14 protein-coding genes and 1 tRNA gene are annotated in these 17,578 nt (G+C 70.5%); 3 read left to right on the top strand and 12 right to left on the bottom strand.

The window, feature by feature from the left end:
* Positions 1-99: 99 nt before the first annotated feature.
* From M3673_RS15180 to M3673_RS15160, 5 genes are all read right to left on the bottom strand, one after another.
* Complete coding sequence (locus M3673_RS15180) at positions 100-1,527, bottom strand: ADP-ribosylglycohydrolase family protein (RefSeq protein WP_251534618.1); 1,428 nt, start codon at positions 1,525-1,527, stop codon at positions 100-102.
* Between the two features lie 41 nt (positions 1,528-1,568).
* On the bottom strand, positions 1,569-2,444 hold the full coding sequence (locus M3673_RS15175; protein ID WP_251534616.1) for an ARPP-1 family domain-containing protein: 876 nt from the start codon (positions 2,442-2,444) through the stop codon (positions 1,569-1,571).
* Between the two features lie 86 nt (positions 2,445-2,530).
* Positions 2,531-3,238: a hypothetical protein gene (locus M3673_RS15170; RefSeq protein WP_251534614.1), complete on the bottom strand. Its 708-nt coding sequence runs from the start codon at positions 3,236-3,238 to the stop codon at positions 2,531-2,533.
* 57 nt (positions 3,239-3,295) lie between these two features.
* Entirely contained in the window at positions 3,296-3,694 is a 399-nt protein-coding gene (locus tag M3673_RS15165) for a hypothetical protein (protein ID WP_251534612.1), read from the bottom strand.
* Between the two features lie 25 nt (positions 3,695-3,719).
* A complete protein-coding gene (locus tag M3673_RS15160; protein WP_251534610.1) occupies positions 3,720-4,817 on the bottom strand; it encodes a hypothetical protein in 1,098 nt (365 codons plus the stop codon).
* A gap of 39 nt (positions 4,818-4,856) precedes the next feature.
* Here M3673_RS15160 and M3673_RS15155 point away from each other — a divergent pair, with 39 nt between their 5' ends.
* Positions 4,857-5,510 (top strand): RNA polymerase sigma factor, encoded by a 654-nt coding sequence (locus tag M3673_RS15155; protein WP_251534609.1) that lies wholly within the window; start codon positions 4,857-4,859, stop codon positions 5,508-5,510.
* A 3-nt stretch (positions 5,511-5,513) separates the two neighbouring features.
* Here the strand turns inward: M3673_RS15155 and M3673_RS15150 are convergent, their stop codons facing one another.
* The 3 genes from M3673_RS15150 to M3673_RS15140 all read right to left on the bottom strand — a co-directional run bounded on the left by M3673_RS15150 (position 5,514) and on the right by M3673_RS15140 (position 10,406).
* Entirely contained in the window at positions 5,514-6,596 is a 1,083-nt protein-coding gene (locus M3673_RS15150; protein ID WP_251534607.1) for a hypothetical protein, read from the bottom strand.
* A gap of 59 nt (positions 6,597-6,655) precedes the next feature.
* Positions 6,656-8,686: a hypothetical protein gene (locus M3673_RS15145; RefSeq protein WP_251534605.1), complete on the bottom strand. Its 2,031-nt coding sequence runs from the start codon at positions 8,684-8,686 to the stop codon at positions 6,656-6,658.
* 61 nt (positions 8,687-8,747) lie between these two features.
* Positions 8,748-10,406 carry a nuclease-related domain-containing DEAD/DEAH box helicase gene (locus M3673_RS15140; protein ID WP_251534603.1) on the bottom strand — a complete coding sequence of 553 codons (1,659 nt, stop codon included), beginning with the start codon at positions 10,404-10,406 and terminating at the stop codon, positions 8,748-8,750.
* Between the two features lie 181 nt (positions 10,407-10,587).
* On the opposite strand from M3673_RS15140, the gene M3673_RS15135 reads away from it, so the two are divergent.
* Both M3673_RS15135 and M3673_RS15130 read left to right on the top strand, forming a co-directional pair.
* A complete protein-coding gene (locus tag M3673_RS15135; RefSeq protein ID WP_251534601.1) occupies positions 10,588-11,100 on the top strand; it encodes an O-acetyl-ADP-ribose deacetylase in 513 nt (170 codons plus the stop codon).
* 120 nt (positions 11,101-11,220) lie between these two features.
* Positions 11,221-12,087, top strand: a complete 867-nt coding sequence (locus M3673_RS15130) for a serine hydrolase domain-containing protein (RefSeq protein WP_251534598.1) — start codon at positions 11,221-11,223, stop codon at positions 12,085-12,087.
* A gap of 500 nt (positions 12,088-12,587) precedes the next feature.
* On the opposite strand, the gene M3673_RS15125 is transcribed toward M3673_RS15130, so the two are convergent.
* The 4 genes from M3673_RS15125 to M3673_RS15110 all read right to left on the bottom strand — a co-directional run bounded on the left by M3673_RS15125 (position 12,588) and on the right by M3673_RS15110 (position 17,335).
* Complete coding sequence (locus tag M3673_RS15125) at positions 12,588-13,418, bottom strand: GIY-YIG nuclease family protein (RefSeq protein ID WP_251534596.1); 831 nt, start codon at positions 13,416-13,418, stop codon at positions 12,588-12,590.
* Between the two features lie 283 nt (positions 13,419-13,701).
* Complete coding sequence (locus M3673_RS15120) at positions 13,702-15,027, bottom strand: hypothetical protein (protein WP_251534595.1); 1,326 nt, start codon at positions 15,025-15,027, stop codon at positions 13,702-13,704.
* Between the two features lie 297 nt (positions 15,028-15,324).
* Positions 15,325-15,397: transfer RNA gene (locus M3673_RS15115), tRNA-Arg, on the bottom strand.
* Positions 15,398-15,496: 99 nt separating this feature from the next.
* Entirely contained in the window at positions 15,497-17,335 is a 1,839-nt protein-coding gene (locus tag M3673_RS15110) for a phosphoenolpyruvate carboxykinase (GTP) (RefSeq protein ID WP_251534594.1), read from the bottom strand.
* Positions 17,336-17,578: the final 243 nt, after the last annotated feature.

Below are 17,578 nucleotides of genomic sequence, written 5' to 3'. Positions count from 1 at the left end.
CATCGTCGAGTCGGAACAGCTCGCAGTGTTGGGTGGTGTCGGCACGGGATCCGGGCCGCAAGATCGCCGCTGATGTAGAGCCGGGATGTCCTGCGCGGGTCATCGGGGCTCCTGGCAGAGCCGACGCAGGGAGTCCAGCAGCCAGCTCTGCGGGCGGGCACCGGGCAGGACACGCACGACGTCACGTACCGCGTCTCCCAGCGGCGTGCCGTCGAGCACGGCGACGCGGGCGGCGACCGTGGGGGTGCGGCTCCGGCCCGCGACGCAGTGCAGGAAGACCCGGTGACCGGCCTCGCGCAGCCCCAGGACCGTGCGGGCTGCGTCATCGATGACGAAGTCGACGTTCGGGTTGTCGTCGGGGGTGGAGTCGACGAGCCGCACCTGATGGGTGACCACGCCGATCGGGGCCTGCTCGGGGCCGACACGGCACAGGCTGACCACTGCGTCGACCTCGTGAGGCAGGTGCCGCAGTCCGCGGGCGTCGCCGATCCACACATTGCGCACCAGCGGGTGCGGGACGCAGGTGCCGGCGGCCTCGTCACGTCTGTACGGCACCCTCGCGACCCTCGGCCACCCGCGGCGGTCGGGCCGGCCGCCGCGGACGGTGAGGCTGGCCAACGCGACGAGCCCGGGCGCGCCGCCGATCCCGCCGGTCACGGCGTCGGGGAGCCCCCACCCGTGCAACGGGGCCTGCCACCGCTGCGGGACGGCACTGGCGCCCCAGCGCGCTCCGAGCAGTGCGCCAGCGACCGCGGCAACCGTGTCGGTGTCGTGACCGATGCCGATCGCGGTCGCCAGCGCGTGCTGGAGGTGGCGGCACGGCATCCCGTCCGGGACGGGCGTGTGGGTGATCGCCGACCACGCGGCCTGCACGGCACCGACGACCCAGCCGTTCGTGGTGAAGGTGGAGGGTGGCAGGGCCTCGGCCTCCGAGAGCGCTGCCGCCCAGTCGTGGGTCGTGGTCGGCATCGAAGCCAGCACCTGGTGGGCGGCAGGGAGCTCTCCGTACAGGACCGCGTGGCGGATCATCAGGCACCACAGCGCCGCGCCCTCCCCCGCCACAGGGTCGTGGTGGGTCAGGGCGCTGACCCGCATCGCGGCCTCGACCAGGTCGACCGGGTCGTCCAGGTAGGCCAGCGCCACTGGCCCCGTCCGCATCAGCGACCCGTTGCCGGCGCTGCGACCGGTGCGTCGGTGGACCTCCGCTGCGGCGTCCGCCATCGTCGCGGCGTCCGCCTCGTGACCGGCCAGACGCAGCACCTGCGCGGTCTGGACGCCGACGTCGGCCGGGTCGCCGGCGTACCACTCGGCGAAGCCGGCGGCGACCGCGTCGAGCGCCTTGCCCCTACGCAGGTCCGCCCCGGTCGCCGCGACCCGGGCGATCGCGACCGCCTGGGCGGTGTCGTCGGTCCACTCGCCGGGCGCGAACCCGCCCAGTCCACCGCCGATCATCGCGGGGGTGCCGGCGTAGCGAGCGGCGCCGAACTCGAAACCCGCCCCCAGGGCGTCCCCGACTCCCGAGGCCATGAGCACTCCACACGCCCGGTCGTGCTGTGCGCTCGTGAGCCTCATCGTCCCGCTCCCGCGAGCAAGGGGTGCCGCACGTGGGTGATCCGGGTGTGCACGTCGTGACCGTCCCACCGCAGCGCGACCACGTCGAGATGATCGGTGGCCGCCCGGCGCCGTTCGGCGACGCCGGCCTGCTCGCCAGCGGCGAGGCGGACGCGTGCAGCACGGTCGACGAACCGGCGGGCCCGGCGCCCGGGGGTAGGCACAGCGCGGGCCAGCTGCGCGTCGAGAGCGGCCGCCTCCAGCAGCGCGGGCAGCTGGTCGCGCAGAGCCGTCGGGGAGTCGAACACCTCCGCGACGTAGGGCTGCCCACCGATCCCGACCAGCACCCCGACCTGACCGATCAGCGGCCGCACCCGCGACCAGTCGGTCGCCTCGTGGCGGAACGTGTCGAGACGCTCGACCAGCGAGCCGGTCGCGGTGGCGTGCACCCCACGGGTGTGGGCGGCGACCCGGCTCCACACCTCGCCCTGGACGTCGTCACCCTCGGTGTCTGCGCCGTGTCGTACGGCGTCGGCGACGTACGGCGTCGCCCGGCGGCCCCGTGTGCGCTGCTCGGCAGCGCCGCCCCAGCGGCCCTCCTCGACGCAGGCGACCTCGACGGCCATCCGTTCGCCGGCGCCGACCATCAGCGAGTGGCGCGACATCCGGTGCTGCCAGCCGCCCTCGAAGAGCTGACCCTCGAGCACCAGCGCCGGCACAACGGCTCGGTTGCCGACCAGCAGGGACCCGACGTACGGGCCCTCGGGCATCTCCGCGACCTCGAGGTCTCGGCCGCCCATCGTGTACCGGCGACGGCCGCCGGTGGCGCCCCACAAGGGGAACACCGTCATCGCTCCGCGGGTGGTGCCGCGGCCCACGTGCAGCTCGTCCATCGCTGCCTCCTCTCCGGCCCGGGGTGGGCCGATGTGAGAAGAGTGCGCGCGACCTCCCACGACGGGGCCTTACCCGGGTAAGCGGCTCACCGCAGGTGCGGCGGGAGATCGTCCCTCGTGATGGTGCGGGTCAATCGGACGAGGTAGTGACCGAGCTGGTCGTTCTTCTCCAGGTTCATCCACCGCTCGTCGTTGACCTTCTTGCGCACCGCGCCCAAGGTGACCTTCACGTTGGCCTCGCTCGTCCCCAGCCGCGTCGCGGCCGCCGCCGCCAGGTTGGGCGGGTTCGGCTCCTCGCTCATCAAGTGCAGGAACGTCACCGCCAGGACCTGCCGCTGCTTGGGGGTCAGAGCCGCGTTCGCGCCGTGGTACGAGGTCGACGACCCCCGCTCTTCCGCTTGCTCCGCCGCCTCCCCGGCGTCCTGGGCCACGGGCAGACCAGCTGACTGGTCGGGGCCGATCACGACGGCGATACGGAGGTAGTCGTCGAGCTCGGGGAACGACAGCAGCGACCGACCCGGCTGGAGCGCCACGACCGTGCGACCGCGGAAGGTGACGTCGTCGAGGTACTTGCTGTGCACCATCGCCCGGGCCCGCCCGAGCTGCACCAGCCAGCCCTGCTCGTAGGGCAGGAACCGGCACAAACGACTCGGAACCCACAGGTCGGGGACGTGGATGCCCGCCCGCTGCATGCGTCCCACCGAGACGCGTTCGCCCGTCGGCAGCGCCCACTTCCCGCGCACCGTGTCGGCGACCTTGAGGCCGACGCGGCCCTCGTAGAGCGACTCCGTCATGGACACCGATGCTAGGGGCCGACTCTGCAGTCAGCCCCTGCGACGGCCGGTCGCACCTCAGTCGCACCCGCAGGCGCCGGACACCGACGGCACCTGGAAGCAGTCGAGGCAGGGCGCTGCCAGCTCCTCGAGGGAGGGCCCCGACCGCTCGTGCTGCCGGAAGGTCGAGAGGGGGGACCACAGCGCTCGTCCGTCGTCCGCGTCGAGGAGGCCCCCTGCGTACAGCGACGTGTCCAGCACGTCGGTCCAGCCAGGGCGGGTCCAGTAGAGGTAACCGGGCGCGATGTAGAGCGCCACGCGGCCCCCCACGCGGGCGCCGACGTACTGCTTGCTGCCCGGCTCGTAGTAGTCGGTCTCCGCCAGGTGGTCGAGCGCATGCTCGAGGGCACGCCGATCGGCGTGGCTCCACGCGGAGCGCCACTCCATCACCTGGCGGCGGGTCAGGTCACGGCTCATTGCTGTCTCCTCGTCCTCGTTGCGGTCAGTGTGCTGCACGCAGGGCCGCTGAGGCCGCGTCCCACACGCGGTCATCCGTGCACGCGAACGACCTGGTCGTCCAGGCACGCTCGTGGGTGCACCAGACGGAGAGGAAGGCCGTCGAGTCGAGTGGGCTCCAGCTGACGACGACGTCACGTGGCCGGGGCTCGCCCCGGCCGGTGGGCCTCGGGGCTGCTTCGCGCACGAGGCGCTCCACCCGGTGGAGCATCGTGGTGGCGTCGCCAGTCATGCGGGCGTGGTCGGCCCCCTGGTCCACCCTGAGGAACGTCTGACACACGAACGCAAGTCGACCCGCCGCGCCTCGCACGGTGAGCGACCGATCACACGTGAGGGTCAGGTGGTCGGGGACCGGTCCGCGCAGGAACTCCCCGGAGCGCATGGCGTGGTCGTCGTCGGGGCTCGGCTGGTGGGCTGCGGCCAGGTCGCTCCAGCGGTACGGCGTGTCCTCGGCCGCGCGACGTCCGCGGACGAGCCCCTCGGGCACCCCCGCTCCGAAGGCGCGCAACCGGTCCAGGCAGGAGTCCGTCGCATCGAGCGTCGATGCGCCCAGGGCTTCCTCGTAGCGACGCGCCAGCCGGTCGACGAGTCCAGCGGTCCGGTCGAGGTCGCCTCCTCGGACGGGGTAGCCGACGACGAGGCGGATCTCGGATCCGTCCCCGGTGACCCGGCGGATGTGTTCCTCGCTGGACATGCGTCCCAGCGCGACCCAGCGTCGCTGCTCGTCGGGGAGGACGATCTCGGTGGTCAGCGACCTGTCCCGAAGGCTGAGGTCTCGGCCTCCGGCCCGGAGGCGGGCCTGGACTCGCCCGGTCCGGGATGCTCCCCGTCGAGGCGACACCCGCCAGCCCGCGCCGACCAGGTCGGCCAGCATGCGCAGGTCCTCGGTTCGCAGGGCTACGGTCGACGTTCCTGACGTCGCCTCCGCGTGGGCCCACTTCGCCCAGCTGAGGTCGTGGCGGATCAGGGCGCACAGGTCGCCCCAACCCTGCTCACCGAGACGTGCGACACCTCGCTCGGCCCACATCGCCAGATCCTCGGCGATTCCCTGATCACCTTCGCGACTGTCGTCGTTCATGCTCACCGTCCGTTCCCCCGGCCGCCTCGTACGGCGGGTCTACTGATGAGGACGACCGCCAGCGAGGAAAGTGGACACGTGCTTTCAACGGACCCCGCGGCCCACGGCGGGACGGACCCCGAGGACTACGAACACCTCGCTTTGGTGCTGCGCACGACGGAGCGGCTCGCCGGCGCCCGGATGCGCAGCCTGTCGGCACACGCCCGCGAGGATCTCGCGGCGACCGTGGTGCAGAAGTACTTCGTGACGTTCGGCCGTCGCGGTCGACCGCACAACCTGCACGCCTGGCTCGCGACGGCGCTCCGGACGACGGCGATCGACTTGCACCGTGCCGGCGAGCGCAACCCTGAGGTGCCGATCGACCCGCTGCCGCGGCCCTCCGCCGACGAGGCCGTCACCGGTCCCGAGCTCGCCCTCCTCCTCGGGGAGATCCCCTTGGAGCGGAAGCCGGCCTACAAGGTCGTGGCGGCGGACCTGAGGGCTGAGGTCCTGGGGCTCATCAGCCCGCAGGAAGCCGACCTCGTGCGCTGGAAGTACCTCGAGCGCATGACGGCCGAGGAGATCGCCGGACGCACCGGCAAGACCGTGGCGGCGACGACCAAGGCGGTGAACCGGGCGACACAGTCGCTGCGCACGGCCCTCGACGCTCATCCCGAGCTGACGAACGACCTGCGCGAGGCCTACCCCCGTCTGGTCTGAGGATCAGAGGAACCGTGGCGCTTGAAGCCTCCGCGTGGTGTAGAGGTAGAGGCCCGGGACGAGGTCACCGCCGATGGCCACTCGGTTGACGTTTCCGTGGCGGTTCGCCACCACCGACCAGTCGTCCAGACCGTGCTGTCTGACGTGGTCGACGAGGGTCTGCGCCGCCACCCGGGTCGTGTCGGCGTTGAGCGCCAGAACAACGTCTCCGGCACGACAGCGCGCCCAGGCGCGACCACCGAACGTGTCGACGTCTCCGACGGTGGGTGCAGGAGTCCCTGCCACCCACGAGCCCAATGCGTCGATGAGCTCCTGGCGGTCGCTGAGCGTGCCCCTGACCTGCAGGAAAGTGGTCCTGGTTGCCGGCGACGCATGCTGCGACCTCCAAGACGACGTCAGCTCGCCCACCCGCTCCGCGATCGCCACTCTCAGCGCGGTGCTGAGACCACGGGAGGACTGGAGGTTCTGCGACCAGGCGATGAAGGTCGTGCCGTCGTGATCGGTCGCGAGCACCTCACTGCGCCTGCCGCCTGCCTCCACGCGGCCGACGCCCTCGAGCGCCACGCCCATCCGGCGCACCTCGTCGATCACCGAGCGCCCGTTCAGGAAGACGAGCGAGAGGCCGGGCGTCGCGAGCTGCGCGCGGAGGAACTCACGGTCCTCTGCGATGAGAGCGGCCTTCCGACCGCGGTGCTCCGGCGGGAAGGCGCCCCACACCGGGTCGGTCGCCCACTGGACCAGGTCGAGGTGACAGACCCCGGGATCGTCGTCGAGGTACGAGCCGACTCCGGCCGTGCGCAGCAGCGTCTCCAGGTGGCCGAACCACCGCCAGTAGGGGTTGCGCCGGAAGTAGGTGTTGCAGTCGTTCACCACGCGTGCGACGACCGCGTCCGAGGCGTCCTCGAGCGAGGTCACCCCCAGCGAGTCGTGGGTGGCGAGCCTCCGCTCAGCGCCGGTCAGCCAGCCGCCCTCGTCGAACTCGCGACGGCTGGGGTTGATGCCCACGGTGGCGACCACGGCCCGCTGGAAGTCACCGAACGAGACGACCGGCGTGCTGCCCGGGACGACGAAGGAGTTCTCCGGCACAGGTCGCCTGACCCGCTCCGCGACGACCTGGGGGACGTGGGCGCTCGGTGGGGTGTGGCTCATGCCGGAAGCCTGGAGTCGCTGTCGACGTCGGTCCCGCGGGCGGCTCCGCCGCGCGGGCCGTAGCGCTGGACGTAGTCGTCGCCGGTGAGGGCGGCATCGAGGAACGACTCGGAGTCGAGCTCGACGAAGGTGTCCGAGTCCCGGAGCAGCGTCCGCCACACCTCGCTGACCGTCGATCCGCGCTGGCGCAGCGACGGGTGGATGAACGAGCGTTGGTAGGCCAGGTTCTCACGGGGCGACACATGCACGACCCGGACGACGTCCGCGTCGATCGTCGGGTCCTGGCGGAGCCGGTGGGCGAGCAGCTGCTGACGCACCAACTGGTAGATGGGCTCGTGGAAGAGCACGGCGAGCGCCGGGACGTCGTCGAGTCGCACCGGGCCGTCGGGTGCGCGCAGGTCGGCCTCGTAGCGGCGCGTGCGCTCCACCAGCCTCCGGTCGGCAGTGGCATCCGGACCGCGGTAGCGCTCGGTGAACTTCCACTCGACCAGGGCGAGCGCCGGTCGGCCGCCGGCCGTGACGTAGGCGAAGGCCGCGTCGAGGCTGGTGCTGTGACTGCCGCGAGGCGGCGTGCCTGCGCCCTTCGCCTCGCCGAAGTAGTTGTGGGGGCCGGTGAACTCGAAGGTGAGGGACCGCCCCTCCTCGCGGCGGTCCACGGTTCCGAGGTCTCGCACCCGACCGATGTCGAGCACCGGACCGAAGGCCCGGGCGATGCGGTCGGGATCGTGGACCATCGCTCCCAGGGCGTTGAGACACTGGACCTGCGAGGAGCGCAGGTGCGGTGTGGGTCCGGCTGGGGTGCCTTGGTGCCAGGCGATGTCGTCCGCGCGGAAGAGGTCGAGAACGGTGTCGCGGACGTCGGGCAGGAGGTTGTGCTCGGCGTGCTGGGCAGGCAGCGCGTAGTCGACGGCCACCTCGGCTCCACTCCTGCTGCGGACGAGTCCCTGAGCGCGGGCCTCAGGCGGCAGCGGAGAGGCAGGGTCCTGCTTCCAGGCGATCATGCGTCGATTCATGGACGCGGCGAAGTCCCGTGTGCGGGGCCGCCCGTCAGGCAGCCGCGACTCGTCGAGGGGGACGAGGTCGCCGAGGAGGGTGACCTCGTATATCTCGATCGGCTCCACGGCAGGATCGATGCCGGCGAGGACGTCGCGCACGGCCAGCATCCGCCGGACCATCTCCGGGCTGGAGCCTCGTTGCAGCGCCACCACCGGGACCACGCGGACGGGGGCGCTCAACCGGAGGGACGACGCCGTGAGCCCCACCCGAGCCCGCTGCGCGACCATGGCGTCGACGACCGCGACCGCCTCGTCGTCACCCACGTCCCGCACCCAGGCCTGGGTGATCCGGGCGTACATCAGCGCCTGCGCGGCCACGAAGGCGACCGAGCCGACGCCCTGCGGCTTGACCTCGACGGCCAACAGCCGACCGTCGGCGTCGACACCCAGCGCATCGCACTCGTTTCCCAGATTCTTCGGCACCCCGCCGAAGTCGAGGGTGGCGGAGTGCAGCGCCTCGAGGACCGGGCGGGCGCACTCGATCAGGGTGGCCTGGCGTTCTGGTGTGCTGGAGAAGGACGGGGTGGTCTCGCGATCGAAGACGACCCGCTCGGTGGACGCGTAGGACGACAGCGCCGCTTGGACGGCTCCCTCCTTGCGCCCGTGGCTGAGCGTGGCGTGCGGGATGACACGGTCGAGGTAGTGCTCGACCTCGGGCCACCGCTCGTAGAGCACCTGGGGTTCCACGGACGTGCGCCACTCGTCGTTGAAGCCACCGTTGGACGCGTGGGTCTCATGGACGGTCAGGCGCAGCAAGCCCTTCTTCGAGGCGCGGACGTCGAGCACGCTGGTGAGCCCCACGTAGAGGGTCGCCCAGTCGACACCACCGCCATGGCGGAACTGGAGGTCGACGGGATGACGGGCCGACCGGGCGTAGGCCACGAGCGACGCGAGCCCGCCACCGCTGTCGTCCTGCTCGTCGAAGTGCCTTAGGAACGTCGCGCTCACCCGGCGGTCGTACACAGCTGACATGGAGCCAAGGTAAAGACCGTCGCCGACAACCGCAGCAGAACCGACGACCCGAGCGGACACGTCAGCCGATCCCCAGCCGCCGCGACACCTCGTCGCCACCGATCCGGCGCACCACGTCGGGGTCTCCGACGACGACCAGCACGTCGGTGGCGCGGGACATGCCGACGTACAGACGCTCGCGTGCCCGGTCCCGCTCGCCCGCCTCGTTGACGCACAGGACGACGCAGGCCCGCTCGAGGCCCTTCGACCCGAGGACGTGACCGTAGAAGACGTCCTCGCCCTCCCAGAACGAGCGCCAGTAGGCCGTCTTCCCGTGACGCTCGACCTGGGCGGTCTGCTCGGGGTGGCGGTGGCCGGTGGTGAGCAACGCGATCCGCGCGGGGTCCCAGCCCTCGTCCACCAAGGCCTCCACCTGGGAGTCCGCGACCTCGATCGCATCGGAGGTGGGGGCCGCGACGAAGCGCACCTCGGCGCCGGAGCCGCCGCGCGCCTGCATCCGCGACGGTGCGAGCGGACCGAACGCGTCGTAGATCTGACGCGTGTTGCGCAGGTTGTGGTCGAGCACCAGGGGCACCAGCTGCACCGGCGGGCGGCCGAACCGCGCGAACAGCCGCTGGTTCTCGTCGCTGAAGACGAACACCCCGCCGGCCTCCTCGTCGCGCAGCGCGCCCAGCACCGAGGCCCACCACGAGTCGGCGAAGTCTTGGGCCTCGTCGACCACCACGGAGTCGAATCGGTGCCCCTCGACCAGGCCGGCCGCCCGCTCGGCCATCAGCCGCGGCAGCTCCTCCTCCCAGAAGGACGGGTCGTCCTCGGAGCCCATCTCGACACCCCACAGCCGCCCGAGCTCCTCGTAGGTGCCCACGAAGGCCGGCCGGTGGCGACGGTCCCACCCCGCGACGACCCGCTTGAGGTACTCCGCCAGCCCGATGGAATAGCACAGCAGCGCCACCCGCTCGCGGCGCGCCCCGTCCCCCACCCCCCGCGTCAGGTCCTTGGCCTTCTGCAGCGCCAGCACGGTCTTCCCGGAGCCGGCTCCCCCGCGGACCTCGACGCGACGCAGCAGCCGCGTCACCTGCAGGATCACCATCTGCTCCTGCGTCAGGCGGTCGGCGGCCGCTGCGCGCTCCTCGGCGTCGGCGTTGACGTCGTACGTCGGCAGCGACCGCCCCGCCAGGATCTCCGCCACCAGCTCGACGTCGTCGTGGTTGGGCGTCCAGCGCCCGTGGGCCAGGCCCCACCCGTTGGTACGGACCCGCTCCGGCAGGTCCGCCATGTCGCCGCGGTCGTGGAACCCCCACCGCGGCAGCTCGGGCACCGAGAAGCCCTCGGGGAGGTCGGTGTGCGCCAGCACCACTCCGTGGGAGAAGGCGACCTGATCGCGGCTGCCCCAGCGCGGGTCGGCCTCGACGTAGCGGCGGACCGCATGCTTGCCGTCCCGCGCCTGGGCCACCGGGTCGCAGCGCTCGACGGCGCCGCCGCGGTTGATCCGCCAGCCGTCCTCGTCGAGCCACACCGACCCGCCCTTGACCTCCAGGCACACGAACCCCGCCTCGGGGATGAGCACCAGCAGGTCGATCTCGTGGTCCTTGAGCTCGTCGGTGAGCCGGACGTTCGCGAGGAGGACGCAGTCGTGCGGCAACCCGTCACGCAACCGCTCCCAGACCTGCCGCTCCGAGTCGGTGACGAACGTCGGCTCCTCCGGGATGCAGCGCGCCATGACCTCAACCTAGGCCCGGTGTCGGCGCCGTGCAGGAGGATCTGCGCATGCGACGCGAACGATGGGTGTGCGACTACTGCGGCACTCGCGGAAGGACCCGACCCGAGGAGCCCAGCGAGACCGTGCTCTGCCCGACCTGCGGTGAGCCCGTGACCCGGGAGGACCGTCGAGGGTGACCGGTGTGGACGGCAGCGCCGAGGTCATCGCTGTGCGCGGTGACATCATCACGCAGCGCGTCGACGCAGTCGTCAACGCCGCCAACCGTCGGATGCGCGGCGGAGGCGGCGTCGACGGCGCCATCCACCGTGCCGGTGGCCCGGAGGTGCTAGCCGACTGCGTGAGGCGCTTCCCCCATGGTCTCGCGACGGGTGACGCCGGGTGGACCACCGCGGGTCTCATGCCGGCGCGCTGGGTGATCCACACCGTCGGGCCCAACCACCGCCGCGGGGAGACCGACCGCGACCTGCTGCTCTCCTGCTACCGCCGCTGCCTCGAGGTCGCCGACGAGCTCGGGGCGCGGACCGTTGCCTTCCCCCTCGTCAGTGCCGGCGTCTACGGCTGGCCACTCGACGACGCCGTCGACGCGGCGGTCACGACCCTGCGAGGCACAGGGACCAGGGTGAGGGAGGCCCGCATCGTCGCCTTCGGCGACTCGACCCACCGCGCCGTCACCACCCGACTCGGGCAGGTCTGACGCATTCCAGACCCATGCGCGCGTACCTGGGCGCACGCCGACCGCGGTCAAGCGGAAAGACGAGCACCACCCGTGCCAGGCGCCCGCGACGCCAACGACGTCGCAAGAAAGAGTAGGCCTGTGACCAGCGCAGCCGATGTCCTCCGTCAGGTCGTGCGCGCCCTCGACGCCGACGGTTTCGGCGCCGACGCCGTCCACGTGCTCCTCGCCGACGACAGCGCGGCTCACCACTGGTCCCCCGACGTACGCCGTGACGTGCACTCCGCGGCCAAGGCGGTCTGCACCCTCGCCGTCGGGCTGGCCTGCGACGCCGGCCTCTACGACGTCGACGCGCCGGTCACCCGCTACCTGCGCCCCCCGGTGATCGGCCAGGGCGTCGACGCGGTCACGACGCGGCACCTGCTCTCGATGACCAGCGGCATCGACCTGGCGTGGAGCGAGACGATGCTGACCGACTGGCCCGACCTCGCCCACGAGTTCCTGTCGCGACCGTCCGCGGGGCGTGTCTTCCAGTACTCCAACGCCAGCACCTACACCGCGATGCGCGCGCTCAGCAGCGTCGTCGGCGACGTCGCCGACTGGTTGCAGCCGGCCCTCTTCACCCCGCTCGGCATCGACGGACCGCCCTGGGACCGGTGCCCGCACGGGTACGTCACCGCCGGTGGAGGGCTGCACCTGCGGGTCGAGGAGCTCGCGCGTCTGGGCCGGCTGATCCGCGATGAGGGCGTCTGGGAAGGACGGCGACTGGTCTCCTCGCGCTGGACCACCGGCCTGCGCTCGGACTGGACCGAGCGGGACGCGGCCTCCCTCGCCTACGCGCGCTACTCCCTGGGCGCGTGGGGCGGACCGGGCGACGCCTGGCGTCTGCACGGCGCCCACGGTCAGCTCGTGCTGTTCCTCGGCGACGCGGTCGTGACCATCCAGGCCCACGACCACGCCGGCGCCGATCACGCAGCCGAGCGCGTCGTGGCGATCCTCGGCTGCTGAGGTTCGGAGAATGCGCGAAGCCGCAGACCAGCGACGGTTTGCGGCGGCGGTGCGAGACCTTGACCCCAGAACTCAGGGTGAGCGGCAAGCATCCCGAACTGAGCGATGGATGAGGGCGGCATCCCCCGCGACCTGAGCCCGCACGATGAACGACCCCGCAGGACGAGCCCGAGGTCCCCGGCCGCCCCTCACTAGTGAATCGGTTCCGGCTACCGGCCCGGAGGGTGATGGCATCGCCCGGTCAGTCCTCAACCACCCTGCCCGGACCGGGTCGGTCGACGGACTCGTGTCTTTTCCTTCACGGGAAAGCAGAGCGGTGCAGCGCACGGCGACGAGATCGAGTGGACCGTCAGCTACAGGTTTCGGTGCGTCGCCGGACTCGGAGGTTCGCGCCGCGGTGCTTGGCGTCCGCGTTTGCAGACAAAGGTCGTGCGACCCTCGCTCGACAAGGGCGATTTCGGTCATCGCCGCGGAGCCGGGACTGACGGCCGATGAGCGCCTCAGTTCCGGTTGAGCCCGAACTCGCGGGACAGAAGGGCTCGCTTGAAGTGCGCCTCCGCAGCATCCACTTCGGCCGTTGGCGTCGAGGGCCCGAACACTCGCAGGAGCGACCACTGAAAGTGGCGCGAATGTTCTGCGTCAGCATTCTTGAGGTCCCGCAATGCAACATTGCCTCCGTGCCCGTCACGTCCGTACGTGCTCCAGCGGCCCAAGATGCGCTCGCCGCCGTCTGCCTTGCCGACGTACTGCTTTCCCGTGCTGGTGTCAGTGATCAAGTAGATGCCTTGGACAGACCCGAGCGCAGTGCGCCATGCGGCGTAACGAGGGTCCTCAACCATGGCTCTCAAGCCGGGCAGATCGAGCAGAACGTTGTCATAGCCGGGGAAGGCCACAGCTTCGGGGTCGGCGATCTCGACTATCGGGAACGCTGACGCCACGGTCCCCTTCTTCGCCCAGTTGATCGCGTCCTTGGACCATTCGATCGTGAGCCGGTTCGCGAGGAGCGACATGAAGTCGGACGGACGGAGATCGAAGAAGCGCAGTACGTCTGTCCGCTCCGACTCGATCTCACCGTGGTTCTCGAATGCACCCCAAAACCGACTGCGCCGACCTGGCTCAGCGAGGAAGTTCAACCAGACAGGCGGCTGGCTGGCGTTGAACCGCAGCAACTGCCCCCGCGCGTAGGCGTGCATCTTCTCCGACGTCGTCTCTCCACGACGGAGCCCGTCCTCTTGGTACGTGTGGCGCAACACGAGGACATCCGCTGGATCGAGGCCGCACGCCGCAAGGATGTGGCCGAGAACAAGGTCGCCGGAAGAACTACTCGTCACCGTTGCAGCGTAAGGATGGAAGGCCAGCAGTCGCAGCGCCGCGCACGCGGTTTGCGTATAAGCACCGCGGATGAAGAGGGGGTCTAGGGCTCCTCAGCCTTGTTGGAGTGGCCGGACAGACGTTCCTTGGCCAAGACGAGCAAGCGCGGACACGAAAGAGCATTGCCCAACTCCTCCCGATGGCGGCGACAACCGACGAGTCGCCAAGGGCCCATACGCAACACCGTCGTCCCCAGACAAGCGTCGCCGATCGCTAGCGTCAGCGGGCCCATCGACCCTCGGATCAGGCTGCGCGTGAGGGCAACACCAACAGGCTCCCGTCGGCACGCTTCTCAATCTCGATGACGACGTCGGCGGCCTGAGACTCAGTGGTGTACACCGAGCCCAATCCGCGAAGCCGATAGGAGGCGTCGAGAAGAGTCTCCACCTGCCTTCGTGTCATCACCTTGTCGATGAGGCGCTTCGGCGAGCGCAGCTCGAGTGACGAGAGACGGAGGAGGACGGAGCGGACCCGCTCTTCCAACTCATCGATCTTCCTCTGATCCTCACTGAGGCTCTGGACGAAGTTGCCGAACGGATTTGTCTCGTCCCCTTGACCGGCCTCCACAGCTTGCAGCACCACCACGCGTCTCTTCAGGGCCATGGACAGCGCGGCCAACTCGAGGTGCGCACGAAACTCGCCGCCGTCCTCGGTGATCCCGGGGAAGGTCATCTCCAATTCGGACGCTTCTACACGGTTTTCGGCGAAGCCATCCAGAGCGGCTTCCCACTTTCGCACACGGCGCTCGGCGTTGCTGGTAGCCGTGCTGATCGCGTGCACAGCAGAATCCAGCCCGAGTGAGGCGCCGACCCGGCCCCGGTCGAGCAGCAGGCCTGTCGCCTTTTCGATCGCGTCACGGCATCCGTCGAGCTCACTGCGCTCCGCGTTCAAGGTCTCATCGTGCAGCTTTTCGAGAAGTTCGGTGATGTTCTCAATCGCCCTCTGACGCCCCTGATCGGCGTAGGCGCTCGCACCCACGGCGACCGCCATCAGCACGAGCGGGGCAGCCACCGTTATCGCGGTGGCCGACGCGGCCGTACCGGCCACTGCGCCAACGGCTGTGCCCGTAGCGCCAGCGGACGCGGCCTGCACAGGGACGAAGGTGGCCTTCGCGACGACACTCTTGGCGGTGCCTCCGGCGAGGTCACCGACGAGGTCGCCGTAGACGCCCCTGTTGGCCACTTTCGAGACCATCGGCTGAACCATCCCCTTGCCGAACTCCGCCGCCACCTTCGCGGGGACGACCATGCGATACAGCACCTCGCTCGACCCGGCTACCTGGGAGACAGCGGGCACCTTGGGCGCGTCAGCGGCTACGAGTCGCGAAAGCTCTCTGGCGAGCGGGCTGGTCGCGTGCAACATGAGCCCAGTTGAGCGTTCACGACGTGCGGGGAGGGGGTGTGCCTCCAGCGTCACCAGTGGTGCCGACGCGAACGCGGCGAGGGCCGTGCGGAGCTCGGCAAGCCGCTCGGGGGTCATGCCCTCGCCTGCGGCGAAGGCAGGCGCAGAGGCACCCTCTGTCGTAGACAAGGTCCAGATGGGAACCATCGTGGCGTCGGCGTCGGTCATGGGTCTCCCTTGGTCAGGACTCACACGCTATCCGCCCGGGCAGACAGAGCTGCCGCACGGCGCTCCGCTGGAGCCCCCGCTACCTGAGAGGCGTTGCGGAACGCTGTCTCTCCGCGGTGGCCCCATGGTCACGGCGACCTCGCGACGGGAGGGTTCTTGTGCGATAGGACGATGGCTTACGTCCGGAGCTGCACGCGTTCAGATTGAGAACGGTCAAGGCACACCTAATTCGCAGGAGCCCGTCAACCGAGAATGACGAAGCCGCAGACCGGTAATGGTCAGCGGCTTCGTGTGCGGTGCGCCTGTAGGGATTCGAACCCCAAACCTTCTGATCCGTAGTCAGATGCTCTATCCGTTGAGCTACAGGCGCATGTCGGGCGATCCGGCCGGGGCCGGTGCGACGACTGGTCGAGGATAGCCGACCGGGCACCGTGGGTCGAAATCGGCCCGTGCCCGGTCGGCTACACGCTCAGGAGTCGGCGTCGGCGAGCGCCTGGGCGACCCGGCGGTGGGCCTCCCAGATCTCCTCGGGCAGGCCGTCGAACTGCTGGAGGTGCTCCTCGCGGAAGCCCATCTCCTGGCGCCAGCGCTCGACGTCGATGTCGAGGATGCGGGCCAGCTCGTCGGCGGGCAGGTCGAGGCCGGTGAGGTCGAGCTCCTCCTCGGTGGGCAGGACGCCGACCGGGGTCTGGCGGCCCGAGACCTCGCCGGCGGCGTACTTGACCAGCCACAGCAGCGGGCGCAGGTTCTCCCGGTAGCCGGGCCACAGGAAGTGGCCGTCCTCGGCGTCGCGCTGGAACCAGTTGACGTGGGCGAAGATCGGCTGCTGCGTGGCGGCGCCGATGATCTTCAGCCAGTGCGCGGCGTAGTCGGCCTCGGCGTAGGCCATGAAGGGCCGCATCGACATCGGGTCGTAGCGCAGCTGGCCGTCGAGGCCGTCGGCGGCGAAGGTCGCCTCGGCGCCGAGCGTGAGGCCGTCGTAGACGCCCTCGGCGAGGTCGGTGATCGCGCGCACCAGCGGCTCGCGGTCGCGGGTGCGGCCGCCGAAGATGATCGCGTCGACGGGCACGCCGGCGGGGTCCTCGAAGTCGCCCGCGACGTTGGGCACGTTGGCCAGCGTCGTGGTGAAGCGGCTGTTGGGGTGGGCCCACGGGGAGTCGTCGCCGGCCTCGCGGTCGGAGATCTTCTCGCCCTTCCAGTCCTCCCACCCGGTGACGTCGGCGGGGTAGTCGGGCGTCTTGCCCTCCCACCACACCTCCTGGGTGTCGGGGTTGTAGGCGACGTTGGTGAAGATCGCGCCGCTGCCGGGCTTGATGGAGTCCAGCGCGGTGGGGTTGGTGAGCTCGTTGGTGTCCTTGGCGACGCCGAAGACCCCGTTCTCGGGGTTCATCGCGTAGACCTTGCCGTCCTCACCGACCCAGAGCCAGGCGATGTCGTCGCCGTAGAACTCCACGTGGTAGCGGCTGCCCATGGCGTCGGGCGCCAGCGTCATGGCGAGGTTGGTCTTGCCCGAGGCCGACGGGAAGCCGCCGCACACGTGGTACTTCTTGCCGGTCTCGTGGTCGGTGATCCCCAGCAGCATGAACTGCTCGGCGAGGAACTTGCCCGACGCGCGTCCGTCGTAGCAGGCCTGGCGCAGGCCGTGGGCGATCTTGCCCAGCAGCGCGTTGCCGCCGTACGACGAGCCGAAGTGCAGGATCGTGCGCTGGTCAGCGACCGTGACGAAGTAGCGCTGGTCGTCGGGGGTGCCCTGGCCGAGGTTCTCCAGGTCGCCGGTGACGTGCACGGCGCGCACGAACGAGGTGGGGTCCTCGAGGTTGTCGACGTGGGCGGTGCCGACGCGGGCCATCCGGATCATGTGGAGCACGACCGGGCGGTTGTCGGTGAGCTCGACGCCCGCGGCGTAGGCCTCGAGCGGGGAGCCGGGAGGCGCCATCAGGTAGGGGATGACGTACATCGTCTTGCCACGCGACTGACCGCGCATGCGCTCCAGCTGGCTGGAGGTCATCTCCTCGGCGTCGCGCCAGTTGTTATAGACGCCCTTGTCCTCGGGCTTGCTCGTGGCCACGATCGTGCGCTCCTCGGAGCGCGCGGTGTCCTTGAAGTAGGAGCGCGAGTAGTACAGCCCCTCGCCGGCGGGCAGGAGCTCGCCGGCCTCGAGGGCCTCGGCCACCAGGCGGGCGTCGTCGGAGGCGTTGACCACCTCGATCCGCTCGGGCTCGGTCACCCCCGCCCAGTACGCGACGTACTCACGCACGTGCGGGTTCTTGAGACCCGCCTCGTCGAGGACCTTCTCCACATCGACCATGTCCAGATTCGCCTTTCCCGGGGCTGCTTGACAGGCACGCTAGCCGCTCTTTACCCCCCCTCCGCACGCCAGGGTCGTTGGATCGATCCAGACTGGACAGGCGATTTTCGGACCTTCCACGGGGCCCTCCGAGGCCTGTGACCTGGGCCACGAATCGTGGATCGATCCAAGTCAGGACGCCGTGCGGCCGGGTCACGGGGCGCTCGCCGGCCGGTCGCCGGGGTCTCGCCCGCGGAGGGTCTG

Origin of the sequence: Nocardioides sp. P86 (assembly GCF_023712465.1) — a bacterium.
Lineage (GTDB): Bacteria > Actinomycetota > Actinomycetes > Propionibacteriales > Nocardioidaceae > Nocardioides > Nocardioides kribbensis.
The sequence above is the reverse complement of the archived record's forward strand: the minus strand, read 5'-3'. Positions and strand labels throughout refer to the sequence as shown.